Source organism: Frankia sp. AiPa1, assembly GCF_023243075.1.
Taxonomy (GTDB): domain Bacteria; phylum Actinomycetota; class Actinomycetes; order Frankiales; family Frankiaceae; genus Frankia.
Genome location: NZ_JALKFZ020000160.1, coordinates 36,147 through 61,584 on the forward strand (window position 1 = coordinate 36,147; position 25,438 = coordinate 61,584).

Consider the following 25,438-nt stretch of genomic DNA (forward strand, 5'->3'; position numbering starts at 1 on the left):
TTGCATGCCCGCTGTTCGCTCCGGATAACACGCATCCGCGGTTCGTCACCGGTCAGGACGATCCGAGCGCCGATCGCTACCGAAGGGCCGCGTGTGGTGCTGTCGACCGATAGCCTGAGAGTCCCGCAGCCTTCGTCGCGTTGTCCTGTCGTTACACAGAACCGCTACACAGAACGAGGTCGCCCGTGCCCACCGGCAAAGTGAAGTGGTTCGACGTCGACAAGGGCTTCGGCTTCCTCAGCCGGGACGACGGAGGCGACGTCTTCGTCCACAAAGCGGCTCTGCCGGCCGGCGTCGACCGGCTCAAACCGGGCGATCGGGTGGAGTTCGGCGTCGCGGCCGGCCGGCGCGGCGACCAGGCGCTGTCGGTGCGGCTGCTCTCGGCACCGCCGTCGGTCGCGAAAGCTGCCGCGCACGCCGCGCGGCACAGCCCGGACGAACTCCACAGCATGGTGGAGGATATGATCAAGGTGCTCGACGACGTGCAGCGCGACCTGCGCCGCGGGCGCTACCCAGACCGGCGCATCGCCCAGCGCGTCGCCAAGGTCGTCCATGCCGTCGCCAATGAGCTGGAGGCGTAACCGATCAGGCCGATCCGGGCTCCGACCGCGGGTGGATCACGCCATCGCGGCCGTTCAGGGTTCCGGTGGCGGCAGGAAGCTCACCCGCCGACCACACCCGGTGCACACGGCCACCTGCGCGCCGGGGTCCTCGTCGGAGGCGACCAGATGGCTCAGCGGCACCGGACCATCGCACCAGGGGCACAGCAGCCACGGGCCGTCGACCCGCCGCCGGCCACCCTCCGACTCGGCGCTCACCGAGATGCCGCCCCGCGCGCCCATCCACCGGTGTGCATCCCTCCACCATGCCCCACTCCCGGCCGGGAACGTCTCACGATCGCAACACATTGTCGTACTGGCGACCCGAACAGCCGACGGGCTGCCGGTGTGTGCCGGTGAGCCCGCGCCGTGCGGCAGACTGCGAACGTAGAGCGCGCGAGGCGCCGGCCGTCGCGACGGCGGTCAGGACGTGGGTCGGATCGGGAGTTGAGAGGCATTCGTGTGATGATCAGTGGGCGGCGATCGTGACCACCCTCGTGCGGTGCTGACCATGGTGGACGACGCTGCGGGCCACGGCCGGCGCCGGAACGACCCCGGCGACCCGCTCAATCCGCACGAGCCACGCGCGGTCGGCCCCTACGTTCTGATCAGTCGGCTCGGTGTGGGCGGCATGGGCACGGTCTATCTCGCCCACAACTCCTCCGGGCGGCGGGTCGCCGTCAAGGTCATCCGGCCGGACCTGGCCGCCGACGAGGAGTTCCGCCGCCGCTTCCGGGCCGAGGTCGAGGCCGCCCGCCGGGTCGCGCCGTTCTGCACCGCCGAGGTGCTCGACGCCGATCCCTACGCACCCGCGCCCTATCTGGTCACCGAGTTCATCGACGGCGTCCGGCTCGACCAGCAGGTCGACCGTGGCCCGTTGGCATCCTCCACCCTGACCGGTCTCGCCGTCGGCGTGGCCACCGCGCTGACCGCGATCCACAGCGCCGGTCTCGTGCACCGCGACCTCAAGCCGAGCAACGTGATGCTCTCGCTGTCCGGGCCACGGGTCATCGACTTCGGGATCGCACAGGCACTGGAGGGCGCCAAGGCCAAGCCGACCGCCTGGGGCTTCGGGTCGGCCGGATGGATGGCACCCGAGCAGGTCCACGGCCATCCGATCGGTCCCGAGGCGGACGTGTTCGCCTGGGGCATTCTCATCGCCTACGCCGGGACCGGACGTCATCCCTTCGGCGACGGATCGGACATCGACCTCGGCATGCGGATCGTCGGTGCGCCGCCCGACCTGCGCGGCCTGCCCGAGCCGCTGGTCGGGCTGGTGTCCGCCGCGCTGGCCAAGCATCCCGACGACCGGCCCAGCGCTCGCGAGCTGCTGCTGCGCCTTGTCGCCGGCCCGCCCGCGCGCGGCGCGGACGGACTTGGTCCGGCGTTCGGGCAGGTCGAGGAGCTGTTGAACCGCACCGGCGAGGTGCCCCTCTTCGCACCACCCCGAGTCGGCCCAGCCAGCTCCCTGCCCTCCCGCCAACCCCCGCGCGACGCCCCGCCCTCACGTGATCTCCCCCCCTCGCGGGACGCGCCCCCCCGGGACGCCCTGCCGTCGCGGGAAGGCATGCCGTCGCGGGAACCACTGCCGTCGCGGGAACCACTGCCGTCTCGCCTCGGCGGCCCGCCACGCGATGCCAAGCAGGCCCGGGACGCCAAGCAGGCCCGTCCGGTCATGCCGCCACGCGAGCCGCCCATCCCGCGCGAGGCCGCGATGCCGCCACGCGAAGCCATGCCCCCCAGGGACGCCATGCCGACCAGGGGAGCCATGCCATCCCGCGCGGCCATGCCGCCACGTGACCCAGGCCTGACCCGGGAGGCTGGGCCATCCCGCGCGGCCGGCGGGCCACCGCGCGGAGTACGACCGCCTCCCCACACCGCGGGCCCGATGCCGGTCCCTGCCCAAGCTCCTCGGATGGCTACCGGCAGTCCGCCCGGGCTGACCACGCCCGGCACCGGGCCGGTGCCAATACCTGGCGCGGCTCCAGGTCGCGGTGGACCCAGTCAGCCCTACGGGCCCTTCCCCGCACCGCCGACGCGCCGCGGGCCGGACCGGCGCCAGCTCGCCCTGATCGTGGGCATCATCCTCGCCGCGCTGATCGCCATCGGCGTAGTGGCATACCTGCCGAGCCGGGATGCCAGTCCGAGCGGGTCGCGCGCGGCCGGGGCGGCGCCGGACGGTGCCACCCTCAGCCCAAGTCCCACGCTGGGGCTGAACGTCCCGGTGTCCGATCAGCAGCTCGCCTTTACCGTCACCGGCCTGGACTGCTCGGCGCACCAACTGGGCGAGGGCCTGCTCGCCCTGCGCGCCAGCGGCCGATACTGCCTGGCCAAGGTGACCGTACGCAACACCGGAAGCACCTCGGCCTCGCTCGACAACAGCGCCCAGAAGCTCTGGGACGACCGCGGTGACCCGCACGAGGCGGACTTCCTCGCCCGTTTCAAGCTGAACGAGGACCTCTGGGACACCATCGATCCTGGCGACGCCAAACACGGCACGCTGGTGTTCGACCTCGACCGTGACGCCACGCCGCGTGCACTCGAGCTGCACGCGTCCACCCAGAGCCCCGGCGTACGCATCCCCATCCGCTGACGTCACACCGCGCGTGACGTCACACCGCGCGCCGCGGCCCACCCCGGCCTCCCGACACGGCACCCCGGCCTGCGGGCGCCGCTTACTTCCGTTCCGGCTCCTTCGGCCGGTGCCGCGTCTGCGCCACCGTGGTCTCGGCAGCCATCGGTCCTTTCGCCGACGACGCCGCGTCGACGCCGACTATCCCCGGCCCATTCTCGTGACCCGCCGGCGTTCTCCGCGCGAGCACGATCTGGGCCAGTTCGACGAATTCCGGCGGTGCGGCAGGCAGCCCGTCGTGACGTTCGTCCGGCCGCAGACCGGCCAGAGCGACCTCCAGGAACCGCCGCCACGAACCCGGTGCGATCCGTTCGGTCAGGTCCGCCACCGTCCACAGCGACCACATCATGACCAGCAGGTCCGTGAGGACGACGTCTCGGCGCACGACACCGGTCTGCTGCGCCGCGGCCAGCATCGTCGCGACCGGCGCAAGGACCTCGTCCACCAGTACCCGGCCGGCGGCACCCTGCCACATTCCCGGCGCCAGGAACAGTCGGTGGGAAGGATCGCCCAGCATCGCACGCGTCACGAAGGTGCGCAGCGCGCTTCGGGCCGGCTCCACCTCGGCGATCTGGATGGCCAGGTCCCGCAGATGTCCGGCCGCGTCCACAAGAATGGTCTCGACCAGGGCATCCTTGGTCGGGAAGCGCCGGTAGAGCGTTCCCATTCCCACCCCGGCACGCCTGGCGATCTCCTCGACTCCGACATCGACCCCCCGCTCGACGAACAGCTCGCGCGCGGCGGTGACGATGCGGGCCCGGTTGTACTCGGCGTCGCGACGCAGTACCCGACGGGACGCCGCCGGCGCATCACTCTCGCCGGTCTCGCCGGTCTCGCCAGCAGCTTCGGCTGTGGTCGGTGCCACGGCACCGGACGACGCCGGCGCTGTGGTTGGTGTTCCTGTGCGGGTGATGGCTGTTGTTTCGGACAACGAGCGGTCGGTGGACGGAGACCGCATTCCGGCATCGGCACTGTTGTCGGTCTCGGGTCGTAACGGGGGGACGTCGGCCATCACAGTTCGGCTTACCCGCGGGTGCGTAACTGGTTGGTGGCAAAAAACCTCTGGAAGCTGACCATGGGAGCACACTGTACGGGATTAGCCGGCTACACAACGATTTTTCCGCCAGATCGTGCCGCGGACGCACCACGCCTGTCGCCCAGGCCGCCCGACACCCGGCTAACGTGACTGTCTGCTTGAACAGGAGCAAGACGGATGGGCAGTGTGGTGGCCCACTGACCACAGTTCGCCGAGACAAGGAGTCAGGTGCCGGGCAGCGGTGTCGTCAGCCAGAACGGACGGGTCCACCGTCACAGGTACTCAGGCCGAATGGGCCGCGTCGGAATCCTGACGCTGGTCGCCCTGTCGATGGCGCTCACAGCCTCCTGCAGGAGCAGCACCGCTGACCGGGTCGGTTCGGCGGCCGGTCTGTCCGCGGGGCCGACCGATGCCGCGACCGCCGGCGAATCAGCCGGTGATGGAGCCGGTGGTGGATCGGGATCGGCGCTTGCGCTGCTCGGGACCGTCCCCATCCGCGCGGAGGACAACTCACCAAAGTACGTTCGCTCCGAGTTCGGCACAGCCTGGTCGGACGTGGACCACAACCACTGCGACACCCGCAACGACATCCTGCGACGCGACCTGCACAGCACGACCATCCGAAAGTCCGACAGCTGCACGGTCCTCACCGGCGAACTCACCGATCCGTACACGACGCGCATCATCCGGTTCGACCGATCCCGCAACGCGTCCGCCGTTCAGATCGACCACGTCGTCCCGCTCGCCGACGCCTGGCGCACCGGCGCCCTGAACTGGACTGACGCGCAGCGCCTGCAGTTCGCGAACGACCCGCAGAACCTACTCGCCGTGGACGGCCCGACCAATACCCGCAAGAGCGACAAGGACGCCTCCGAGTGGCTCCCGCCCAGCCCCGGCGCCCAGTGCCCCTACGTCGCCCGCCAGGTCGGCCTGAAATCCCGCTACCACCTGTGGGTCACGTCCGCCGAGGCCGCCGCCATGCGCACCATCCTGCAGAAGTGCCCGACCCAGGCCTCCCTTGGCCTGACCGCCACCCACTGACCTGACCTGTGACCTGACCGCCTCCGCCGGACGCTCAGAATCACGTTCCGCAACAGAATTCCCGAGCCAGACCACCTCAAGATCCAATTAGGGTCCTTGTGGGGGTATCCGTGTCCGATTCATCCCCCCACAGCGACCTACATAGCCGGATCTTGCTCCGCCGCCCAGCGCGGAAGGTGACGATCCTGGGATCCGGGCGATGGGGCCGGGCGGGGCTGCGGTGGGATCCGGGCGGGGACGGCGATGGAGGCCGGGCGGTCGCGGCGATCGGATCCGGGCGGTCGCGGCGGTGGGGGCCGGGCGGGGGGTGGCTTCACCGCCGACCGGCCCTCAGTCATCGAACGCAGATCTCGAACGTCGACCCACCACGCCCTCGGGGGGCCTCGGGGGGCTTGACCCCCCGGCCAGCATGACGAAAGCCCCCACCGGCGCGGCGTGCGCCAACAGGGGCTTGCGTGGGCGAGGGGGGAGTTGAACCCCCACGTCCGTCAGGACACACGGACCTGAACCGTGCGCGTCTGCCATTCCGCCACTCGCCCGAGTGGGACCATCTCTTCGTACGGGGGACACGCTATCACGCCGGAGATGTCCACTGCGCCGAGGGGGTCGTGCGGTCGTGCGGTCGTCGCGTACCTGTCAGGCTGCGCAGCCGTGGGACGTTGGCGTCCGGGGGCATACGATCTCAAAGACCGGGAGAAGGGAGGTCGAGCATGGGCGTGCTGCAACGCTTCGAACGGCGCCTGGGCGGCCTCGTCGAGGGCGCGTTCGCCAAGGTGTTCAAAGGCGGGGTCGAACCCGTCGAGATCGCGAGCGCCCTGGCCCGGGAGACCGACGATCGGCGGGCGGTGAGTGCGAACCGGGTCCTGGTGCCCAACGAGTTCGCCGTGGAGCTGGCCAGCGGCGACTTCGCCCGGCTCTCCCCGTATGACCGTGCGCTGTGTGACGAGCTGGCGGAGATGGTCCGTGAGCATGCGACCGAGCAGCGGTACACGTTCGTTGGCCCGGTCTCGGTGCGTCTGGCGGAGGCTGCCGACCTGGATGTCGGTGTGTTCCGGATCCGAAGCAGCGTGGCGGCGGCGGATCAGGGGGTTGTCTCGGGCCGCCGATCCAGGCCCCCCCGACCGAGCGTTCCGGGCACGCCTCATCTTCTGATCACAACGAAGGCGCCGAGTGGCGCCGGGGAGCGGGAGTATCCGCTGGACGCGGAGACCACGGTGATCGGCCGCAGCGTCGAGTGCGACATCCGTCTGAACGACACGGGTGTGTCGCGGCGGCATGGTGAGATCCGCCGGCTGCCGGATGGGCAGTTCCTGTATGTCGACGCCGGTTCGACCAACGGCAGCCTGGTGAACGGCCGTGCGGCCAAGCAGGTGAAGCTCGTCAACGGTGACCGGATCGAGCTGGGTACGGCCAGGTTCGTGTTCCGCGGGGTGGAGGGGGGGAGCGGGTCGGCGCGCGGGGGCAGCCGGGCCACGCCCGCGCCGGCGCGGGCCGGTTCGCATCCGGACCAGGGCGTCCCTGCCGACCGGACGCCTCCGCCAGGGCGGGCGGCGCGCCGGGCGACGCCAGCTCCGGGCCGGGCGACCACGCCGGCTCCGGCCAGGGTTGCCGCGACGCCGGCTCCGGGCCGGGTGGGGCAGCGTCCGACGCCGCAGCCGGAGCGGCATTCCACACCGGTCCCGCAGGACCCGTACCGGCCGGCCTCGACGCCGCGCGGCGGCCGGGTGGAGGGCGCCGACCGGGCCGACCGAGGGGACCCGCACGCGTCGGACCGCCGCGGTGGCTCCGGCTATCCGGCGGATTCCCTCGACGGTCCCGACTACCGCGAACAGGACCCTCGTGATCGGGACCTCCGCGGCGCGGGTCAGCGGGGTGGCTATGAGCAGGCGGACGACTACCGATCCCGGGAGCGTGGCCGTGGCCCCGGCCCAGCGGCGCCGGTACGGGACGAGCGGGACGCCTACGCGCCCGGCTCGCGTGGCCGCCGGGATGACCCGCGTGGCGCTGGGCCCTATCGCGAGCCGCGGCGTTCGGCTCGGCCTTCCGGGGACCAGCCGGACGGCAACGGGCTCGAGCCGGTCGGCCTGGAGCCGCTCGAGGACGTGTACGACGCGCAGACAGTCCTGCCCGGGCGGATGGAGAGCCCTCGGCGGGACGCGGACGGGCGCAATCGATCCCGGCCGGATCGGGGCTGGTAGCTGCCGATGGACCCGACCGAGCCCAGCGAGCTGGTGCTGCTGATCGTCAAGATTGGCTTTCTTGCCCTGTTGTGGGGATTCGTCCTGGTGGCGGTGCGCGCCGTTCGACTGGACATGTTCGGCCCGACCAAGCGCCAGCAGCGCCGCGAGCCACCCCCGATGGTGCGCCCCGCAGCCCCACGAAACGCCCCGCAACCAGCACACAGGCCACGCACACCTAGCAAACTGGTGGTAACGAAGGGGCCCTTGGTAGGCACAACGATTCCACTAGGATCGGCACCTGTCACCATCGGACGGGCACAGGACTCGACTCTGCTCCTCGAGGATGACTTCGCGTCAGGCCGGCATGCGAGACTCGTGCCCCACGACGGACAGTGGTTCGTCGAGGACCTGGGCTCGACCAATGGCACATTCCTCAACCGTACGAAGGTGACCAGTCCCATGCCGGTACCTCTCGGCGCGCCGGTCAGGATCGGGAAGACCGTCCTGGAGCTCCACCGGTGAGCCTCAGGCTGCACTTCGCCGTCCGCTCCGATGTCGGGCACGTACGGGAAGGAAACGAAGACTCCGCGTTCGCCGGGCAACGCCTGTTGGCGGTGGCCGACGGGATGGGCGGTCATGCCGCGGGCGAGGTCGCGAGCTCCACGGTGATCTCGCGCCTGGCCGACCTCGACGACGGGGTGCACAGCGACGATCTCGTCACCGAGCTGAACGACGCGGTGCGGGACGCGAACCGCCAGCTACGCGAGATGTCGCTGGAGAACAGCGCGCTCGACGGGATGGGCACGACGGTGACGGCGGTGCTCTCCGCCGGGGACATGCTCGGCGTCCTGCACGTCGGCGACTCCCGTGCCTACCTGCTGCGCGACGGCATCCTCAGCCAGGTCACCCATGACCACACGCTGGTGCAGGACCTCGTCGACCAGGGTCGGATCACACCGGAGCAGGCCAACACGCATCCTCAGCGCTCCCTGCTGATGCGTGCGTTGGACGGCCGGGAGGTCGAACCGGACCTGTCGGTGCGCCAGGCCGTCGCCGGCGACCGGTATCTGCTGTGCACCGACGGTCTGTCCGGGGTGGTCAGCGAGGAGACGATCCTCGAGACGCTGCTGCTGCCGACCCCGCAGGACGCCGTGGACCAGCTCGTCGACCTCGCGCTCAAGGGCGGAGGGCCGGACAACATCACCGTTGTCGTCGCCGACGTCGAGGAGGACCACGGCGAGGAACTGGCCCATCCGCTGGTGGCGGGTGCGGCGGCGGAAAAGCGGGTCGTGCCGGGTGCGCTCTCGGCGCGCAGCGGGCCTGACCCGCGCCACGGCGACGCCGAGTCGGCCGCGGCGAAGGCCGCCCGCATCGGCCGCTCAGGCTTCCACCGCCGGGACCGGCAGCAGTCGCCCGGCAGCCGTTCCGACGGTGACGACGACGCCGACGGGGAGGGTGATCCGGAACCGCAGGGCCGCCGGTCCGGCCGGCGGGTGCTGTTCGTCTCCACCGTGGTGTTCGTGATCGTCGTGGCCGGCGCCGCGGCGGGCTGGACCTATATGCGCAGCCAGTACTACGTCGGTGTGGACGACGACAAGGTCGCCCTGTTCCAGGGGGTGAAGGGGAGCTTCGCCGGTATTCACCTGTCCACCGTGGTGACCCACAAACAGCCGCTGACCGAGGTCGGCCAGCAGGACCTGGACGATGTGCACAAGGGCATCCCGGCGAAGAACCGGACCGATGGCGAGCGCATCATCGCCGACCTGGCGAAGCCCACCCCGAAACCGTCCGCGACCGTGGTGCGGCCGACGCCCACGCCGAGCCCGGGGCTCAAGTCAGCGGTGATGCCCACCAGTCTGCCGCCCGAGGCCTGCCGGTCTATCCCCCTTCCCGTCGGATGTCCGACGTCCGCGACGCCCTCACCTCCGGTTCCGTGATCTCCGGCTCTGCGGCCCCCGCCTCCGTGGCCCGCGGCCCTGTGCCTCCCGGTTCCGTGGCCCCCGACTCCGTGCCTCCCGACTCCGTGGCCCCTGACCCAGGGAGCTCCGCCTCCGTGATCACGGACCAGCGATGAGCCGCCCGCCGCTCCCCCTGCCCCCGATGCGCAGGCCGCGTCCGGCGGACCTCACCGCCACCTTCGCCGGCCTGCCCCTGCCGCAGGGCAACGACCTCCCGCCCTACCGCCGCCGCGAGCTCACTCTGCTGATCTACGCGGGCGTGCTGGCCACGTGCGCGCTGGCAGCGCTGACGCTGGCCGACGTCGGCCAGCTCTCCCTCGGGATCCTGACGATCGGGCTGGGCTTCTTCTGCCTGTGGGCGATCGCGCATCTCGCCGTCCGGCGGTTCGCGCCGGCCGCGGACCCCGTGCTGCTGCCGGTCGTCGTCGCCCTCAACGGCCTCGGCCTGGTTATGATCTACCGGCTGGACCTGGCCAAGAGCGAGGCGGCCAAACAGGCCGGGAAACACATTCCGCCGAGCGCCGCGCAGGTGCAGCTGGTCTGGACCCTGCTGGCGATGATCGTCTTCGTGCTGGTGCTGGCCCTGGTGCGCGACCATCGCAAACTGGCGAAATACGCGTACACGGCGGGCCTGGCCGGCATCGTCGGGCTGATGTTGCCGATCGTGCCCGGCATCGGGACCAGCATCAACGGTGCCCGGCTGTGGCTGCGGGTCGGGCCGTTCTCGTTCCAGCCGAGCGAGGTCTCGAAGATCCTTATCCTGATCTTCTTCTCCGCCTACCTGGTGAACAAGCGCGACGTCCTCACCTACGGCTCGCCGACCATCCTCGGGCTGAAGATCCCGCACGCCCGTACCCTCGGTCCGCTGCTGGTGGCGTGGCTGGCCAGCCTCGGCATTCTGGTCGTGCAGAACGACCTCGGATCGTCCCTGCTGTTCTTCGGCATGTTCCTGGTGGTGCTCTACGTCGCCACCGAACGGGTGTCGTGGATCCTGATCGGCGTCGGCCTGTTCATGGGCGGCGCGGCGCTCGCCTACCCGCTGTTCGGCCATGTCCAGGTCCGGGTCGACGGCTGGCTGCACGCCTTCGACGGCAACAACCCGTCGAGCACCTCCTACCAGCTCGTCCAGGGGCTGTACGGCTTCGCCGCGGGTGGGATCAGCGGCACCGGGCTCGGTCAGGGCCATCCGCAGAAGGTGCCGTTCGCCAACACCGACTTCGTCATGGCCAGCCTCGGCGAGGAACTGGGCCTCACCGGAGTGATGGCGATCCTGACGATGTACGCGCTGCTGGTGCTGCGCGGCATGCGCGCGGCCCTCGGCGCGAAGGACGCGTTCGGCAAGCTGCTGGCCACCGGTCTGTCGTTCACCCTCGGGCTGCAGGTGTTCGTCCAGGTCGGCGGGGTGATGCGACTCATCCCCCTGACCGGTCTGACCTTGCCGTTCGTCTCCTATGGCGGGTCCTCCATCGTCGCCAACGCGGCGATCATCGCGCTTCTGCTGCGGGTCAGCGACGGTGCGCGCCGCGCCCCCGAGCCGCCGTCGGACGCGCCCCTGTTCGACCCGAGCGCGGTGTCAGAGAGTCCCACCCAGGTGGTGAGGACGACATGAACCGCCCGGCGCGCAGGGTCGCCGTCGTCTGCATGGTGCTGTTCGCCGCGCTGCTGGTGAACGCCAACTGGCTGCAGGTCGGCGAGGCCCACAACCTCAAGACCCAGCCGACCAACGGCCGTCAGATCACCGAACGCCTGGAGCGGGAACGCGGCGCGATCGTCGCCGGCGACGTGGAGGTCGCCCGCTCGGTTCCCTCCGACGACCAGTACAAGTACCTGCGGCAGTATCCGAGCGGCTCGCTGTACTCGGACGTCACCGGCTACTACACGCTGTTCACGGCCGCCGGCCTGGAACGCTCCCAGAACGAGTTCCTCTCCGGTGACGACGACCGGCTACTCGCCAGCCGGGTGACCGGCCTGTTCACCAATCAGACGCGCCGCGGCGGCACGGTCGTCACCTCCCTGGTGCCGGCGGTGCAGCAGGCCGCCGCCGAGGCCCTGGGCGACCGCAGGGGTGCCGTCATCGCCCTCGACCCGAAGACCGGCGCGGTGCTGGCCATGGTCACCAGCCCGACCTACGACGCGAATCCGCTGGCCAGCCATACCGAGCAGACCGCGACCGACGCGTACACCGTGCTGTCGGGGGACAAGTCGCAGCCGCTGCTCAACCGGGCCACCCAGCAGACGTATCCGCCGGGATCGACGTTCAAGCTCATCACCGCCGCCGCGGCACTCGCCCGAGGCCGCACACCGCAGACTCGGATCGCCGCCCCGAACGAGCTGAAGCTGCCGCTGAGCACCGTCACGCTGCCGAACTTCGACGGCGAGACGTGCGGCGACGGGCAGACCGACACCCTCATCCACGCCCTGACGATCTCCTGCAACACCGCGTTCGGCCAGCTCGGGATCGACCTGGGCGACGATGCGCTGCGTCAGCAGGCCGAGGCGTTCGGCTTCAATACGACGTTCCCCGACTTCCCACTGGCACAGGCACGTAGCGTCTTCCCCAGCGGCCTGGACGGAGCGCAGACCGCACAGTCAGCGATCGGCCAGTACAACGTGCGGGTCACGCCCCTACAGATGGCGGAGGTGGTCGCCGCGATCGCCAACGGCGGCACCGAGATGAAGCCCTATCTGGTATCCGAACTGCGCGGCCCGGACAAGCGGACGATCAGCAAGACCAGCCCCAAGGAACTCGGCAAACCGATCAACGGCGACGTCGCGGGCGAGCTGACGACGATGATGGAGAGCGTGGTGAGCTCCGGGACCGGCACCAAGGCGCAGATCGACGGGGTCACCGTCGCCGGCAAGACCGGTACCGCGGAGCACGGCGACGATGTGCCGCCGCACGCCTGGTTCGTCGGGTTCGCGCCAGCGGATAGCCCCAGGGTCGCGGTGGCCGTCATCGTCGAGGACGGCGGAGGTGAGGTTGGCACCGGCGGTGCCATCGCCGCCCCCGTCGCGAAACAGGTCATGCAGGCCGCATTGGACAGATCATGAACAACTCCCCCGGTAACCCCGCCACGCCGTCCCAGCCGTTCGCCGGCGCCGCCTCACCGAACACCGTTCTGGACAACCGCTACCGCCTGGATGGGCGGATCGCCGCCGGAGGCATGGGCGAGGTATGGCGGGGGCTCGACCAGACCCTCGGCCGGCCCGTCGCCGTCAAGCTGCTGCGGCCGGAGTACGCCAGCGACGAGTCGTTCCTGGTCCGCTTCCGCGGCGAGGCGCGGCACGCCGCGCAGCTGTCACACCCGGGCGTCGCGTCCGTCTACGACTACGGCGAGGTCGCGACCGCCGACGACTACCCCACCGCCTACCTGGTGATGGAGCTGGTCGAGGGGGAGCCGCTGTCGGCGGTGCTGCACCGGGAGAAACGCCTGTCGCCGGAACGGATGCTCGACATCCTCGGCCAGGCCGCCGACGCGCTGCAGGCCGCGCACGCCCTCGGCGTGGTCCACCGGGACGTCAAGCCCGGCAACCTGCTGCTGCGCCCGGACGGCGCGGTGAAGGTCACCGACTTCGGCATCGCCCGCGCGGTCGACGCCGCCCCGCTGACCGCGACCGGCATCATGATGGGCACGGCCTACTACGTCTCGCCGGAGCAGGCCTCCGGGCGGCCGGTGACGCCGGCCAGTGACGTCTACTCGCTGGGCGTCGTCGCCTACGAGTGCCTCGCCGGGCGCCGCCCGTTCGACGACCGCAACCCCATCGTCGTCGTCATGGCCCACCAGCAGGACACCCCCGCCCCTCTGCCCTCGGACATCCCGTACCAGGTACGGGCGCTGGTCGACTCGGCCATGGCCAAGGACCCGGGGCGCCGGCCGAGTTCCGCCGGGGCGTTCGCGCGCTCCGCGGCGGGCATCCGGCGCAACCTGTGGCCGCCGGAGGGTGGCCGCTGGGCGAGCGGCTCCGGCGCGTCGGACCTGACCGCTCGTCACCCAGGCCCCAATGCCGGTCTGCCGCCGTCCGGAGCTGGGCGCGCACACCGGCAGACCTCGCGCGGCCGCTCGCCATCCTGGCTCACGCAGGAGCCGAACTCGTCCGCCACCCGCGGCGGGCCAGGCGGATCCGGCCCTGGCAGGGCCGGCAGCGCCGGTGAAACCGCCGGACCCGCGGGGCCCGGCGGCCCGGCGGGAGGCGCGGGGCAGGCGGGCCGGGGCAGCGGGCCGGGTCGGGGCAGCGGGCCGGGTCGGGGCGGCGCGGTGCCGGACCGCACCCAGGCCGCGCTGGACCGCACCCAGTTTCAGCCCGGTGCCGATCTACCCGAGACGGCCATGCACAACCCGCCGCTACGCGGACCGGACACCGGGTATGGCGCGAACTCCGGATACGGCGCCCCGACGCGACGCGGCGCCGGCGATCCCACCGGATACCGCTCGTCGGCCGGCTATGGGCCGGGCGCCGGTTACGGGCCGGGCGCGGGCGCTCCCGGCTACGGCGACTCCGGATACAGCGATGCCCACGATCCCGGCACCGTCTACCAGCCGGGTCCGGCCGGGTGGCCGCGCTCGGCGGGTGAGCGAGAGCCTGACGAGACCTGGTCCGGTGGCCGCGCCGGTCGGCGGCGGGGCGCCAGTGCCGGCGCCCGGTGGGCACTGCCCCTGCCGGTCCTGATCATCCTGCTCGTGCTGGCGGTTGCGATCAGCGCGTTCGTGGCCAACCAGCTGTTCTCCACCAGCGGTTCCGAGTCGAACTCCGCCACCACCCCACCAGGGGTGGTGTCAATGTCGCCGGTCGGTGATGAAATCGTCAGCGGAACGACCGGGTCGGCGGGAGTGGCGACGGCAGGGGAGTTTTCGTGACCGACGCAACTCAGACCTACACGCCCGACGCGGCGCCGCAGCTCATCGGCGGCCGTTACGAGCTGGGCGCGGGCATCGGCTACGGTGGGATGGCGGAGGTCTACCGCGGCCGCGACATCCGGCTCGGCCGAGAGGTCGCGATCAAGACGCTGCGCTCCGACCTGGCCCGGGACCCGACGTTCCTCGCCCGGTTCCGGCGTGAGGCGCAGTCGTCCGCGGCGCTGAACCATCCGGCGATCGTCTCGGTGTACGACACCGGTGAGGACGACATCAACGGGACGCACATCCCGTACATCGTGATGGAGTTCATCGAGGGCCGTACCCTGCGGGACGCGCTACAGGCCGAGGGGCGGTTCACCGAACGGCGCGCCATGGAGATCACCTCTGACGTCTGCGCCGCACTGGACTACAGCCACCGGATGGGCATCATCCACCGGGACATCAAGCCCGCGAACGTGATGGTCAGCCCGGATGGCGCGGTCAAGGTGATGGACTTCGGCATCGCCCGGGCCACCACGGCCACCTCGTCCACGATGACCGCGACCTCGGCCGTCATCGGCACCGCCCAGTACCTCTCCCCCGAGCAGGCCCGGGGCGCCCGCGTCGACGCCCGCAGCGACGTCTACACCACCGGTGTGCTGCTGTACGAGCTGCTCACCGGCGGCCCGCCGTTCCGCGGGGACAACCCGGTCGCAGTCGCCTACCAGCATGTCCGGGAGGACCCGGACCCGCCGTCGGCGCACGACCGGGACATCTCGCCCGAGGCGGACGCGATCGTCCTCAAGGCGATGGAGAAGGACGCTGACGACCGCTATCTCACCGCCGGTGAGATGCGCGACGATCTGGAGCGGGCCCTGGCGGGGCGCCGGGTGCAGGCCATGATGGGAGATGGTGGCGTCAGCGGTGCCGCCACCACCCTCGGCCCCGCGGCCACCGCCAGCGGCACGGCGCTGCTCGGCCGCGGCGACCGCGCCGGCTACCCCACGCGCGACCGCTACCCCGACGACCGTTACGGCGACGACCGTTACGGCGACGACGCGACGTCCTATGCCCCCGCCGGCTCGTACCAGGCAGAGCCACCGTACGACGACGGTCGCTTCGGTACCGGCCCGTTCGACCGGTACGACCTCACCGGCGCGATGGACCGGCGCGCCGTGCCCGGCAGCCCGCAGCGGTCCCAGGCCTGGAAGTACATCCTCGCCGGGCTCGGCGTCGTCGTCGTGTTCGTCGCCGTGGTGCTGCTGGCGACCACCCTGTTCACCAACAACGACAACCACTCGTCCGCCAAGCAGATCCCCGTTCCGAAGGACCTCGTCGGCCAGACCGAGCAGATTGCCAGGGCCCGGCTGCAGAGCGCCGGCTTCGGCGGCCACGTGAAGATCGTCTCGGTGGACGACCCGGACCATGCCGGTCAGGTCACCAGGACCGATCCGGCCGGGGGCAGCAACGTCGCCGTCAATGGGACGATCACCCTGTCCATCGGCAAGGCCGCGGGCGACGTCACCATCCCCGCGGACATCGTCGGCAAGACGCAGGCCGAGGCCGAATCCGAGCTACGCGGCCTCGGCCTGACGCCAAACTCGACGCAGTTCTTCAACGCCACCTCGCACAAGATCGGCACGGTCGACAGCACCGACCCGACGGCCGGCGGAGCGGTCAAACCCGGCGCGACGGTGACCCTCTATGTGGTCAGCTCCACCGTCAACGTGCCGGACGTGACCAACCGCTCCTTCGACAGCGCGGTCGCCACCCTCGGCCAGTACGGGCTCAAGGCGACCAGGCAGGACGTGGCGAACAACAACGTCGCCCCGGGCACCGTCGTGGACCAGCAGCCCTCCGGGGGTGCCCTCCCCCGCGGGTCGACCGTCAGCCTCTCGGTCGCCGCCCAGGTCCAGACCACGGCACCGCCGAGCGCCACCCCCACCACACCCGCCGACCAGCAGCCGAGCCAGCCGCCCGAGGGCGGACAGAGCCCCAGTCCCAGTGCCAGCCAGACGCCGTCCCCGAGCCCCACGACCGGTGCGATCGGGCTGGGGGGCAATGGTGCCGGCCGCGGCAACGGCGGTGCTGGTGGCGGCACTGGCAGCGGCGGCGGCACCGGCGCTGGCGGCGGGACCGGGAACTGAGACGGGCAGGGAGTCACCAGATGCGGATCCTGGTCGTCGACAACTACGACTCGTTCGTGTTCAACCTGGTCCAGTACCTCGGCCAGCTGGAGACGGACTGCGTCGTGCGACGCAACGACGAGCTCACGCCGGCCGAGCTCGCCGAGCTGGTCGCGAACGCCCGGCTGGACGGGCAGCCGGTCGACGGCGTGCTGCTGTCCCCCGGCCCCGGCACGCCCGAGGCCGCCGGGGTGAGCATCCCCGTCGTGCGGGCCTGCGCCGAGCGGCGGCTGCCCCTGCTCGGCGTCTGCCTCGGGCACCAGGCGATCGGGGTCGCGTTCGGCGCGACCGTCGACCGTGCGCCCGAGCTGCTGCACGGCAAGACCTCGCTGGTGCACCATGATCGTGCCGGCGTGCTCGCCGACCTGCCCTCGCCGTTCGTCGCGACCCGCTACCACTCGCTCGCCGTCGAGGAGCGCACCCTGCCCCCCGAGATCGAGGTGACGGCGCGGACCGAGAGCGGCGTGGTGATGGCGCTTCGGCACAGCACGCTGCCGCTGGAGGGCGTCCAGTTCCATCCGGAATCGGTGCTGACCCAGGGCGGCCATCTGATTCTCGCCCGCTGGCTGGACCAGTGCGGCGACGGCGGTGCCGCCCGCCGCCTCGCCCCCGAGCTCTCCGCCGAGGTCGAGACCCTGCGGGCCGCCGCCTTCACCTGACCCGGGTCCAGCCGCGGACGCGGATCGGCGTCAAGGCCTCGACGCGGGCAGGGTCGCCTCCGGCGCCTCGCTGACCCGGTAGCCCAGATGGTAGGCGTCCACGTACTGCCGGTAGATCGTGACCTGGGGATCGTCGCGCAGACGGGTCCGCATCTCGGCGACGTCGCCGATGGCGGTGATCCGGAAGGGCGGCGAGAACACCTGGCCCTGCAGCAGCAGCGTGTTGCCGACGCAGCGCACCGCGGTCCGTGCGGTGACCCGGCGATCCATGATGGACATCGCCTCGGCGCCACCGGACCACAGGGCGTTCACGACGGCCTGGACGTCCTGCTGGTGAACGACAAGATCATCCGGGCCGGGCGTCCGCACACCCGTGGGATAGCCACCGCCCCGGCTCGACGGCGGCGCGTCGTCGAGCTCGACGCTCACCGCCGGACCGCGCACCGCAGCGAGTCTGACCGCCCCTGCCAGGCCCGCCGCGCCCGGTCCGGCGACGGTGGCTGTGGCTGTGGCTGTGGTGCCGTTCTGTGGCTGCGTGGGCCGGGCATCCGACGGGTTGAGCTGGCCGCGCAGCGCGTACTGCCGGGCGGCGACGCGGCGCGATTCCGCGGCGACGACCTGCGCCACTCCGCCGGGGCCGAGGCGCGCATCGGCGAGCCGGCGAGGTCCGGCCACCGATCCGGCCTGACGCGCCACAGCTCCGGCGAGCGCGCCGAGGCACAACAATCCGACCACGACGACGGGCCATCGGACGCGACGCACGGCCGCCGCCATCGCCGTTCGCGCCCCGCGTCTCACCGCGCCGTCCGCTCCCCTCTCCCTCCGTGCGCGCCTGCGGGCCATGCGCAGGCGGACACCGACGATGCCACACTGGCGGCGCGATCGATACCTCGTCGGCAGACGCGCGGCCGTGCGTCTCGGCCACACGTGGGCGGAGTCCGGCAGGCCATCAGCACGTGCACAGATCCACTGTCTACGCTGGTGCCCACGTGTGGGATAGCCCACCCGCCGCACCGGGAGAAGCGCAGGACGGTCACCGCCCCGTCCACGCCTGGCCAGCCAAGGAGTACCGCCGTGCCCGAGTCACGACGCCGCAAGCCGAAGAAGCAGACCCCCAACGTCGGCGCGACTCAGGCACGGCGCAGCAAGCCCCCGTCTCCGCCGTGGTTCGGCGGCCTGATCCTTGCCTTCTTCCTCGTCGGAATCGCCTACCTGCTCGTCTACTACTTCTCCAACGGCGGGGTGCTGGGGATGGAGAGCCTGGGGGGCTGGAACATCCTCATCGGGTTCGGATTCGTCGTCGTTGGTCTGGCCGTGTCGACCCAGTGGCGCTGAGCGCGCGGGCCTCGTCCTGACCCGCGCCGATCGTCCGGTGCCGTCCGGGTGGGCGGCGGATGACTTGCACGGCTGTCATCTATCCACAACCGTTGTCCACAAGTGTGGATATCACCCTTGAGGGTGAGATCAATGGACAGTGAGGACATGGCGGCAGAACGTGAGAACGTCCCGGGAGTCTCCCCATACGAGGAGATCATCGGGTTCTCCCGAGCCGTGCGGATCGGCGAACGGATCGTCGTGAGCGGCACCGGCCCGGTCTGGCCGGACGGGCGTGTTTCCGCTGATGCCGCAGCCCAGGCCCGGCGTTGCTTCGAACTGATCGAGGTGGCCTTGGCACAGGCCGGCGCGCGGCTGTCCGACGTGGTGCGTACCCGGATGTACATCACCACACGTGCACACGCGGACGCGGTTGGCCAGGTCCACCGGGACCTGTTCGCGGACACCCGTCCGGCGGCCACGATGGTCATCGTTGCCGGATTACTCGACGATCGTTGGGCGGTCGAGGTGGAGGCCGAGGCCGTTCGTGGAGGTGTCAGCGCGTAGGGAACCCCCTACGTACCGTCGTCGCTCAGCGAGCCAGGACGGCGGTGCGCAGACGGGAGACGGTCTGTTCGGCGTCCTCGTCCGCCACGAGCAGGCGGCGGAACTCGCCACCCGGGCGAACCTCCACCACCACCGCGGGTCGTCCTCGGTAGACGGCGGCGAAGTCCTTTCCGTCCCGGGACCGCCAGGTGCCGAGCGCGATCACTCCGGGCAACCCCGTGCCGGGCAGCCGCCATCCGCGCAGTTCACCGAACGGTTCCGCCGACGTCCGCACATCGAGCACCTCGTCGAGCCCGACGGAGACATCGCCCCGCAGGGCACCGAGCCGCTCGATGCCGCGCAGCACGACCTCGACCCGCTGCTCCCTTACCTCCAGGCTGGCCATCCGCCCACGTTAGCCGTCAGCACCCGGCTGACGCGGCCAAAGCGAGGACCTCCGCTGGGGGAGGACCTCCGCTGGGGGAGGACCTCCGCTGGGGGAGGACCTCCGCTGGGGGAGGTCAGGTCGACGGGGACGGCCGGGCATAGGCCTCGGCGTCCTCGGCCCGGATCACGTACATCACGGCGTTGATGAGCGCGAGGTGGGTGAACGCCTGCGGGAAGTTGCCCAGATGCCGCCCGCTGTGCGGGTCGATCTCCTCGGCGTAGAGGTCCAACGGGCTCGCGAGGCTCAACAGCCGCTCGCACAACTGCCGGGCCCGGGCCAGCTCGCCGATCTCCACCAGCGCCGAGACCAGCCAGAACGAGCAGATCAGGAACGCCCCCTCCTCGCCCGACACCCCGTCGTCGGTCTCCCCGGTGCGATAGCGCAGCACCAGGCCGTCCTCGGTGAGCTCGTCGGCGATCGCGAGGACGGTGGCCTTGACCCGCTCGTCCGAGGCGGGAAGGAAACCCAGCAGCGGGATGAGCAGCAGGGACGCGTCCAGAGCGGTCGAACCGTAATACTGGGTGAACACGCCACGGTGATCGACACCGTGCGCGCAGACGTCGGTGTGGATCTCCTCGGCGATGGTCTTCCACCGCGCGGCCGCCGTGTGGTCGCCCCGCATCTGGGCGAGCCGCCGGCCGCGGTCCAGGGCAACCCAGCACATCACCTTCGACACGGTGAAGTGCCGCAACGCGCCGCGGACCTCCCACATCCCACAGTCCGGTTCGCGCCAGTGCGCGGCAGCGGCTTCGACCAGGCGGACCAGCACCGGCCAGAGCCGCTCCGACAGGTAGTCCCGCGACCGGGTGTGCAGATACACCGAGTCCAGGACCACTCCCCACACATCGTGCTGGCGCTGCAGCGCGGCGGCGTTGCCGACCCGCACCGGGGACGCCCCCTCGTAGCCGGACAGATGACCGAGGATCTCCTCGTCGATCCGTGGCTCACCGCCGACCCGGTACATCACCTGGATCTCGTCGTCATGCTCGGCGACGTCTGCGATGAACGAGAAGAAGTCGTTGGCCTCGTAGTCGAGGCCCAGGGTGTACAGGCCCCACAAGGCGAAGGTCGAGTCGCGCAGCCAGCTGTACCGGTAGTCCCAGTTGCGCTCACCCTGCGGGGTCTCCGGCAGCGACGTGGTGGCCGCCGCGAGCAGCGCGCCGGTCGGCGCGTAGGTCAGGCCCTTCAACGCGAGCGCGCTGCGCTGCAGGTGCCGCCGCCACGGATGGTCGGGGAACACGCCGCGGGAAAGCCACTGCCGCCAGAACTGCGTCGTCGAGTCCACCGCCTCGCAGGCCTGCGCGTAGGTGTCCGGCAGCAGCGGATCCTGCGCCCGCCAGGTCAGCGCGACGAACGCGGTGTCCCCCTCCCGCAGGGTGGTGCGGGCCAGCGCGCGGCGGCCGTCGAAGCCGAGCCGCAGGTCGGTGCGCAGCCGCAGCGTGACCCCGCTGCCGGCATGTGCGATGACGCCGCAGGAATAGTCCGCCGCCTCGTACTGCCACGACTCGGCCTGCCGGCCGTAGTCGAAGTTGGGCTCGCAGACGACGCTCAGATCAACGGTCCCGTGCTCGCACCGGGCCAGGCGCAGCAGCACATGCTCGGCGTCCCAGTCGCTGGGAGTGCGCCGATGGGTGTTGGAGCGGCGATGCGTACGGTGCCAGCGACCGACGACCAGACAGTCAGTGACGATCAGCCAACCGTTCGGGGTCTGCCACGTCGTCTCGAGAATGTTCGTTCCGGGCAGATAACGGCGCCCGGCCGGGATCTGGGTGCGGTCCGGGCCGAACCGGAAGCCGCCCGCGGACCGGTCCAGCACCGCACCGAACACGCTCGGTGCGTCCGGGCGCGGCACACACATCCATTCCACGTTGCCGCCCGGCGCGACCAGGCAGGATGTCTCACAGTCGGACAGGAACCCGTACTCGGCGATCGGCGGGTACGGGCTGCCCCCGCTGCGCCGCACCGGAGACTGCGCCACCTGATCCCCCTGACCATCACCTGCCACGGCACCCACCCCGCCCCCGTCGCCCATGCCGGACATCACGCATGCCGGACACAATGAGTAGTGACGAGATAGCGAATCGTAGCCGCCGGCCGCCGTGACGCAAGGACCGCCACGCGTGCGCGGCCGGACGACGTGCTGTCGCCCGGCGTCCGCGGATCGTGGGCGGGGCGGGTGTGGTTCCGTGGGACCATGATTTCGCCTGACGCGAATCCGCCCGACCCGCCGCCCTTGACATCCGGGCCTGCGCCAGCGTCCGGATCGGCATCGTGGTCGCCGCCGCTGTGGCGGGTAGCGCTCTACGTCGTCGGCGGGGTGCTGGCGGCGCTGGTGGCGGCCCTCGGTTCGCTCGCCGACCGGGTCGGCCAGCTTGACGGGGCCGGACGGCTCCTGGTCGGCGTGGTGGCCGCCGGGCTGTGGGTGCTCGCGGTCCGCGACCTGCTCGCCCGGCCGACGCTGCGGGTCGACACCGGTGGACTCGAGCTCGTCGACGGCCTGCGGCGACGTCATCTGCCCTGGGCGGCAGTGCTCTCGGTCCGGGCCGCCACCGTCACCCACAACCGACGCGCGGTGCATCTGCGCACCCTCGAGGTCGAGACGATCGACGGGCCCCTCCTGCTCACCCGCCGCCAGCTCGGTACCGACCCCGGCCCGGTCGCCGATCGCGTCGAACAGATCCGCCAGCGGTCCGGTTGAGACAGCGGCGCACCCCCGCTGCGGTCAGGTCAACTCGGGTGCGGTCGACGGCTCAGGTGAGAGCGGACGACTTCACGACCGCGGCGAGCAGCAACGCCGCGACGAGGCCCAGCACGCCACCGGCCTGGGCCCAGCCGTACCTCGGCGGCACGTAGGCGTAGAGCAGGCCGATGAGGGCGCCGACGGCGAGGCCGCCGAGATGGCCCCATTTGTCGATGCTGCTGAAGGTGAAGGTGATCGCAAGGTTGATCCCGATGATGACCAGGATCTGGGTCGAGTCGATCCGCAGCCGCCGCGCGATCACATAGTAGGCGGCGAAGAACGCGAAGATCGCGGTGGATGCGCCCACGGAGGCTGTGCTCAGGCCGCCGAGCAGGTAGCTCAGCGTGTTGCCGCCGACGGCGCCAGCCACGAAAAGACCCAGGTAGCGCGCCCGGCCGAGCAGCGCCTCCAGCTGGAATCCCAGCAGGAACAGCGCGTACATGTTGAACAGGATGTGCAGCACTCCGGCATGCAGGAACGCCGCGGTCAGCAGCCGGTAGTACTGGTCATCGATCGCGATCCGGTAGCCGATCATCGCGAACCGGTGGGTGAAGCTGTTCGACGTGTCGCCGCCGCTGCTGATGCCCGGCGCCCCTTGCAGGAAATAGGCGACGACGCAGATTCCGATGAGGCACTGGGTCACCACCGCCTGCCGGGCATGGGTGGCCCGCCCGCCGAGCGCGGTCCGCGGCTCCCGCGATGGCGCCCCGCCGTCCGTGTGCCCGGAGGAGGAGCGGTTTCGCCCCTCCTCCGGGCACTGGAATCCGACCGCGGCCGGGCGCATGCAGTCCGGGCAGATCGGCCGGTCGCACCGCTGGCAGGTGACGTACGTCTCCCGATCAGGATGCCGGTAGCAGTGCGGCACCGACGGACCGCCCGACTCCGCCAGCCCGCCCGACCCGGCCGGACCGCCCGATTCCGGTGGTCCGCCCGACCACCCCGCCGGGCTGCCGGGATGCGGCGAGGGCGTCCAGCCCTGCTGGCCGGGCGGCGGGCCGACGTCGGGCCGCCACCCCGGCGATCCCGCCGCGCCCGGGCCGGAGCTCCCGCCGGAGCCGGTCCCAGCGCCTGGTGCGAACGGATCACGGCCCGGCTCGCTGGCCGGTTCCGGCGGTGCGCCCATCGCGTAACCCCTGTGCGAGCCGGCCCGGCAGCCCGTCAGGCCTGTCGGCGATCGATGACGACCTCGGAGATCACCACGTCCGTCTTCGGACGGTCCTGCGCGCCGGTCGGGGCCTTGGCGATCGTGTCCACGACCGCCGTACCCCGGACGACCTCGCCGAAGATCGTGTGCTTGCCCGTCAGCCACGCCGTCGGCGCGACTGTGACAAAGAACTGCGAGCCGTTGGTGGCCGGGCCGGAGTTCGCCATCGCGAGCAGGTACGGCCGGGTGAACGCGAGGTCGGGGTGGAACTCGTCGGCGAACCTGTAGCCCGGACCGCCCCGGCCGGAACCCAGCGGGTCACCGCCCTGGATCATGAAGTCCGGGATGACCCGGTGGAAGATCGTCCCGTTATAGAGGGGAGTGCCCGACTTGCGCTCCCCGGTTGACGGGTCGGTCCACTCCTGCGTGCCAGTCGCAAGCCCGACGAAGTTGCGGACGGTCTTGGGAGCGTGGTCGGGGAACAGTCGAATCTCGATGTCCCCCTCAGTCGTCCGCAGCGTCGCGTACAGCTCCTCGGCCATGAGCCTCTCTTCTCTTCAGGTCTGGTCTCAGGTCTGGGTCGTCTCAGGTCCGCGGCAATATCCGGGGCCATGTCCGTTCGGGGCCATATCCGTTCGGGGCACTGTCCGTTCGGGGCGATGTCCGGTCAGACGGCACCCGGGCCGGTCCCGATCGTATGCGCCCGGTGCCGCCCACGTTGCGCGTGGCGCCGCGGCACACGACGGGACAGGTCGGCACAGGCCGGGTCGGATCGCGCGGGCGGGACGCACCGGCGGGATGCCGGTCAGGACGGCGTGACACGCCTGTCGGGGCGCCTGTGGTTGAAGAGAGCGGCTTACCGGGTACGGCACACTGCAGAGAGATCTTGACCGCCTGATGATCCGCCGACCGGCAACCGTATGTCGACCGTCCCACGACCCACCGACCAGCGATCGCGTACAGGTCGCCCCCGCGGCTCGCCCGCCACCCCACGATCTGCCACCCAGCGACCTGCCATCGCGCGGCTCACTGGCCGCCGACAACCTCTCCACCCGCTGACGGCCCCGCCCACCAGCACGGCATCTAAGGAAGGACGCCATGAGTACGACGTTGAAGGATCGCCTCTCACACGTCACCGACACCGCACCGGTCAGTGGGATCTCGGACGCCGCGCGCCACGCCGCCGACGCCGCCGGGACCGCGGCCCAGCGGGCTGCGAGCATCGCCGGGGACACGGCCGGCACCGCCGCGGCGGCTACCCGGGGCGCCGGGGTCAGCGTCGCTCACCGCATCTCCGACGTGTCCGAGTCCGCGGTCCGTGGGGGCACCGCGGCGCAGCGCACCGCGGGGAAGGCGGCGGGGAAGACAGCCGGGAAGGCCGTCCAAGCCTCCGGCCGGGCCGGACGCAAGGTCGAGAAGGCCCGGTCGCGGGCCGAGCTGACCGCCGAGCGGGCCCGGGCCACCGCGGAGCTGCGGGCCGAGCGGCAGCGGTCCCGTCGGGCCGTCGCGGCGGAGACCAAGGCGCGCGTCGAGGCCGACAAGGCTCAGGGGATCCTGGAGAAGCGCCTGGCGAAGGCCGAGAAGAAGCTCGCCCGGGTGCACCGCCACCGCCGCCGGGGTGCGCTGACCGTCGCCCTGCTCGGGGCGGGCGTCGCGGGGACCGTGGCCGCGCGCCGATACCTGGCGCAGCGCGGCAGCGAGACGCTCGGCACCGAGGCCGAGCCGACTCCCACCCCCCCGTCCACCAGCGGCACGCCCTCGGCCACCGGCGCGGCCTCCGCCCGCACATCGTCCGCCACCGGTGGCGGCTTCGGTTCCGGCGCGGGCAGCGGCACCGGCAGCGGCCCGCTGGGCACGGACACCATCGACGAGCGGCGGCGTCCCCCGACGAGCGGCTTCGAGGAAATGCCGGGCGTCGACACCACGCTCGGTGAGGTCAGCCGGCCGGGTCCGCGCTAAGCCGCGTCCCGGTCCGTCCCCCGGTAGGCCGGGTCGGACCCCGGTAGGCACCTGGCGCTGATGCCGGCACGGCGGGGCGTGCCGGCGGCGGGGGGGGGGGGGGGGGGGGGGGGGGGGGGGGGGGGGGGGGGGGGGGGGGGGGGGGGGGGGGGGGGGGGGGG

22 protein-coding genes and 1 tRNA gene are annotated in these 25,438 nt (G+C 71.5%); 15 read left to right on the plus strand and 8 right to left on the minus strand.

Annotated features, from left to right (window positions below):
• Positions 1-185 precede the first annotated feature (185 nt).
• Entirely contained in the window at positions 186-581 is a 396-nt protein-coding gene (locus MXD95_RS18265) for a cold-shock protein (RefSeq protein ID WP_250641870.1), read from the plus strand.
• Positions 582-635: 54 nt separating this feature from the next.
• Here MXD95_RS18265 and MXD95_RS18270 read toward each other — a convergent pair whose 3' ends face one another.
• On the minus strand, positions 636-842 hold the full coding sequence (locus tag MXD95_RS18270) for a hypothetical protein (RefSeq protein WP_250641871.1): 207 nt from the start codon (positions 840-842) through the stop codon (positions 636-638).
• A 268-nt stretch (positions 843-1,110) separates the two neighbouring features.
• Between MXD95_RS18270 and MXD95_RS18275 the strand changes: the two genes are divergently transcribed.
• On the plus strand, positions 1,111-3,192 hold the full coding sequence (locus MXD95_RS18275) for a serine/threonine-protein kinase (protein WP_250641872.1): 2,082 nt from the start codon (positions 1,111-1,113) through the stop codon (positions 3,190-3,192).
• Positions 3,193-3,274: 82 nt separating this feature from the next.
• Here MXD95_RS18275 and MXD95_RS18280 read toward each other — a convergent pair whose 3' ends face one another.
• Entirely contained in the window at positions 3,275-4,096 is an 822-nt protein-coding gene (locus MXD95_RS18280; RefSeq protein WP_250641873.1) for a TetR/AcrR family transcriptional regulator, read from the minus strand.
• Between the two features lie 462 nt (positions 4,097-4,558).
• On the opposite strand from MXD95_RS18280, the gene MXD95_RS18285 reads away from it, so the two are divergent.
• Complete coding sequence (locus MXD95_RS18285; protein ID WP_374122069.1) at positions 4,559-5,308, plus strand: HNH endonuclease family protein; 750 nt, start codon at positions 4,559-4,561, stop codon at positions 5,306-5,308.
• A gap of 456 nt (positions 5,309-5,764) precedes the next feature.
• Here the strand turns inward: MXD95_RS18285 and MXD95_RS18290 are convergent.
• Positions 5,765-5,847 (minus strand) — tRNA-Leu (locus MXD95_RS18290).
• Positions 5,848-6,018: 171 nt separating this feature from the next.
• Between MXD95_RS18290 and MXD95_RS18295 the strand changes: the two genes are divergently transcribed.
• The 8 genes from MXD95_RS18295 to MXD95_RS18330 all read left to right on the plus strand — a co-directional run bounded on the left by MXD95_RS18295 (position 6,019) and on the right by MXD95_RS18330 (position 17,126).
• On the plus strand, positions 6,019-7,506 hold the full coding sequence (locus tag MXD95_RS18295; RefSeq protein ID WP_250641874.1) for an FhaA domain-containing protein: 1,488 nt from the start codon (positions 6,019-6,021) through the stop codon (positions 7,504-7,506).
• A 6-nt stretch (positions 7,507-7,512) separates the two neighbouring features.
• Positions 7,513-8,010, plus strand: a complete 498-nt coding sequence (locus MXD95_RS18300) for an FHA domain-containing protein FhaB/FipA (protein ID WP_250641875.1) — start codon at positions 7,513-7,515, stop codon at positions 8,008-8,010.
• On the plus strand, positions 8,007-9,425 hold the full coding sequence (locus MXD95_RS18305; protein WP_250641876.1) for a PP2C family protein-serine/threonine phosphatase: 1,419 nt from the start codon (positions 8,007-8,009) through the stop codon (positions 9,423-9,425). The genes MXD95_RS18300 and MXD95_RS18305 overlap by 4 nt, the downstream gene beginning before the upstream one ends.
• A 133-nt stretch (positions 9,426-9,558) precedes the next feature.
• On the plus strand, positions 9,559-11,055 hold the full coding sequence (locus MXD95_RS18310; RefSeq protein WP_250641877.1) for an FtsW/RodA/SpoVE family cell cycle protein: 1,497 nt from the start codon (positions 9,559-9,561) through the stop codon (positions 11,053-11,055).
• Complete coding sequence (locus MXD95_RS18315; RefSeq protein ID WP_250641878.1) at positions 11,052-12,497, plus strand: peptidoglycan D,D-transpeptidase FtsI family protein; 1,446 nt, start codon at positions 11,052-11,054, stop codon at positions 12,495-12,497. The genes MXD95_RS18310 and MXD95_RS18315 overlap by 4 nt, the downstream gene beginning before the upstream one ends.
• A complete protein-coding gene (locus tag MXD95_RS18320) occupies positions 12,494-14,302 on the plus strand; it encodes a serine/threonine-protein kinase (protein WP_250641879.1) in 1,809 nt (602 codons plus the stop codon). The genes MXD95_RS18315 and MXD95_RS18320 overlap by 4 nt, the downstream gene beginning before the upstream one ends.
• Complete coding sequence (gene pknB / locus MXD95_RS18325; protein WP_250641880.1) at positions 14,299-16,428, plus strand: Stk1 family PASTA domain-containing Ser/Thr kinase; 2,130 nt, start codon at positions 14,299-14,301, stop codon at positions 16,426-16,428. Before MXD95_RS18320 ends, pknB begins: the two co-directional genes overlap by 4 nt.
• 20 nt (positions 16,429-16,448) lie before the next feature.
• Entirely contained in the window at positions 16,449-17,126 is a 678-nt protein-coding gene (locus tag MXD95_RS18330; RefSeq protein ID WP_250641881.1) for an aminodeoxychorismate/anthranilate synthase component II, read from the plus strand.
• Between the two features lie 30 nt (positions 17,127-17,156).
• On the opposite strand, the gene MXD95_RS18335 is transcribed toward MXD95_RS18330, so the two are convergent.
• The gene (locus tag MXD95_RS18335; protein WP_250641882.1) at positions 17,157-17,861 is read right to left on the minus strand and encodes a DUF881 domain-containing protein; all 705 of its coding nucleotides are present in this window, start codon (positions 17,859-17,861) and stop codon (positions 17,157-17,159) included.
• A gap of 339 nt (positions 17,862-18,200) precedes the next feature.
• On the opposite strand from MXD95_RS18335, the gene MXD95_RS18340 reads away from it, so the two are divergent.
• Positions 18,201-18,461 carry a cell division protein CrgA gene (locus MXD95_RS18340; protein WP_250641883.1) on the plus strand — a complete coding sequence of 87 codons (261 nt, stop codon included), beginning with the start codon at positions 18,201-18,203 and terminating at the stop codon, positions 18,459-18,461.
• 132 nt (positions 18,462-18,593) lie between these two features.
• Positions 18,594-19,007, plus strand: a complete 414-nt coding sequence (locus tag MXD95_RS18345) for a RidA family protein (protein ID WP_250641884.1) — start codon at positions 18,594-18,596, stop codon at positions 19,005-19,007.
• 25 nt (positions 19,008-19,032) lie between these two features.
• Here MXD95_RS18345 and MXD95_RS18350 read toward each other — a convergent pair whose 3' ends face one another.
• Positions 19,033-19,392: a hypothetical protein gene (locus tag MXD95_RS18350; RefSeq protein WP_250641885.1), complete on the minus strand. Its 360-nt coding sequence runs from the start codon at positions 19,390-19,392 to the stop codon at positions 19,033-19,035.
• 115 nt (positions 19,393-19,507) lie between these two features.
• On the minus strand, positions 19,508-21,412 hold the full coding sequence (locus MXD95_RS18355) for a glycoside hydrolase family 15 protein (protein ID WP_250641886.1): 1,905 nt from the start codon (positions 21,410-21,412) through the stop codon (positions 19,508-19,510).
• A 255-nt stretch (positions 21,413-21,667) separates the two neighbouring features.
• Here MXD95_RS18355 and MXD95_RS18360 point away from each other — a divergent pair, with 255 nt between their 5' ends.
• Positions 21,668-22,132: a PH domain-containing protein gene (locus MXD95_RS18360; protein ID WP_250641887.1), complete on the plus strand. Its 465-nt coding sequence runs from the start codon at positions 21,668-21,670 to the stop codon at positions 22,130-22,132.
• Positions 22,133-22,184: 52 nt separating this feature from the next.
• Here the strand turns inward: MXD95_RS18360 and MXD95_RS18365 are convergent, their stop codons facing one another.
• Both MXD95_RS18365 and MXD95_RS18370 read right to left on the minus strand, forming a co-directional pair.
• The gene (locus tag MXD95_RS18365; protein ID WP_250641888.1) at positions 22,185-23,297 is read right to left on the minus strand and encodes a rhomboid family intramembrane serine protease; all 1,113 of its coding nucleotides are present in this window, start codon (positions 23,295-23,297) and stop codon (positions 22,185-22,187) included.
• Positions 23,298-23,332: 35 nt separating this feature from the next.
• Entirely contained in the window at positions 23,333-23,860 is a 528-nt protein-coding gene (locus tag MXD95_RS18370; RefSeq protein ID WP_250641889.1) for a peptidylprolyl isomerase, read from the minus strand.
• Between the two features lie 556 nt (positions 23,861-24,416).
• On the opposite strand from MXD95_RS18370, the gene MXD95_RS18375 reads away from it, so the two are divergent.
• Complete coding sequence (locus MXD95_RS18375) at positions 24,417-25,277, plus strand: hypothetical protein (protein ID WP_250641890.1); 861 nt, start codon at positions 24,417-24,419, stop codon at positions 25,275-25,277.
• Positions 25,278-25,438: the final 161 nt, after the last annotated feature.

Excerpts from the sequence above, each read along its gene's own strand:
- MXD95_RS18350 (WP_250641885.1), bottom strand. The coding sequence starts at position 19,392 with ATGGCCAGCCTGGAGGTAAGGGAGCAGCGGGTCGAGGTCGTGCTGCGC.
- MXD95_RS18375 (WP_250641890.1), top strand. The coding sequence starts at position 24,417 with ATGAGTACGACGTTGAAGGATCGCCTCTCACACGTCACCGACACCGCA.
- MXD95_RS18295 (WP_250641874.1), top strand. The coding sequence starts at position 6,019 with ATGGGCGTGCTGCAACGCTTCGAACGGCGCCTGGGCGGCCTCGTCGAG.
- MXD95_RS18315 (WP_250641878.1), top strand. The coding sequence starts at position 11,052 with ATGAACCGCCCGGCGCGCAGGGTCGCCGTCGTCTGCATGGTGCTGTTC.
- MXD95_RS18370 (WP_250641889.1), bottom strand. The coding sequence starts at position 23,860 with ATGGCCGAGGAGCTGTACGCGACGCTGCGGACGACTGAGGGGGACATC.
- MXD95_RS18285 (WP_374122069.1), top strand. The coding sequence starts at position 4,559 with ATGGGCCGCGTCGGAATCCTGACGCTGGTCGCCCTGTCGATGGCGCTC.
- MXD95_RS18320 (WP_250641879.1), top strand. The coding sequence starts at position 12,494 with ATGAACAACTCCCCCGGTAACCCCGCCACGCCGTCCCAGCCGTTCGCC.
- MXD95_RS18365 (WP_250641888.1), bottom strand. The coding sequence starts at position 23,297 with ATGGGCGCACCGCCGGAACCGGCCAGCGAGCCGGGCCGTGATCCGTTC.
- MXD95_RS18310 (WP_250641877.1), top strand. The coding sequence starts at position 9,559 with ATGAGCCGCCCGCCGCTCCCCCTGCCCCCGATGCGCAGGCCGCGTCCG.
- MXD95_RS18270 (WP_250641871.1), bottom strand. The coding sequence starts at position 842 with ATGGGCGCGCGGGGCGGCATCTCGGTGAGCGCCGAGTCGGAGGGTGGC.
- MXD95_RS18275 (WP_250641872.1), top strand. The coding sequence starts at position 1,111 with ATGGTGGACGACGCTGCGGGCCACGGCCGGCGCCGGAACGACCCCGGC.
- MXD95_RS18300 (WP_250641875.1), top strand. The coding sequence starts at position 7,513 with ATGGACCCGACCGAGCCCAGCGAGCTGGTGCTGCTGATCGTCAAGATT.
- MXD95_RS18330 (WP_250641881.1), top strand. The coding sequence starts at position 16,449 with ATGCGGATCCTGGTCGTCGACAACTACGACTCGTTCGTGTTCAACCTG.
- MXD95_RS18345 (WP_250641884.1), top strand. The coding sequence starts at position 18,594 with ATGGACAGTGAGGACATGGCGGCAGAACGTGAGAACGTCCCGGGAGTC.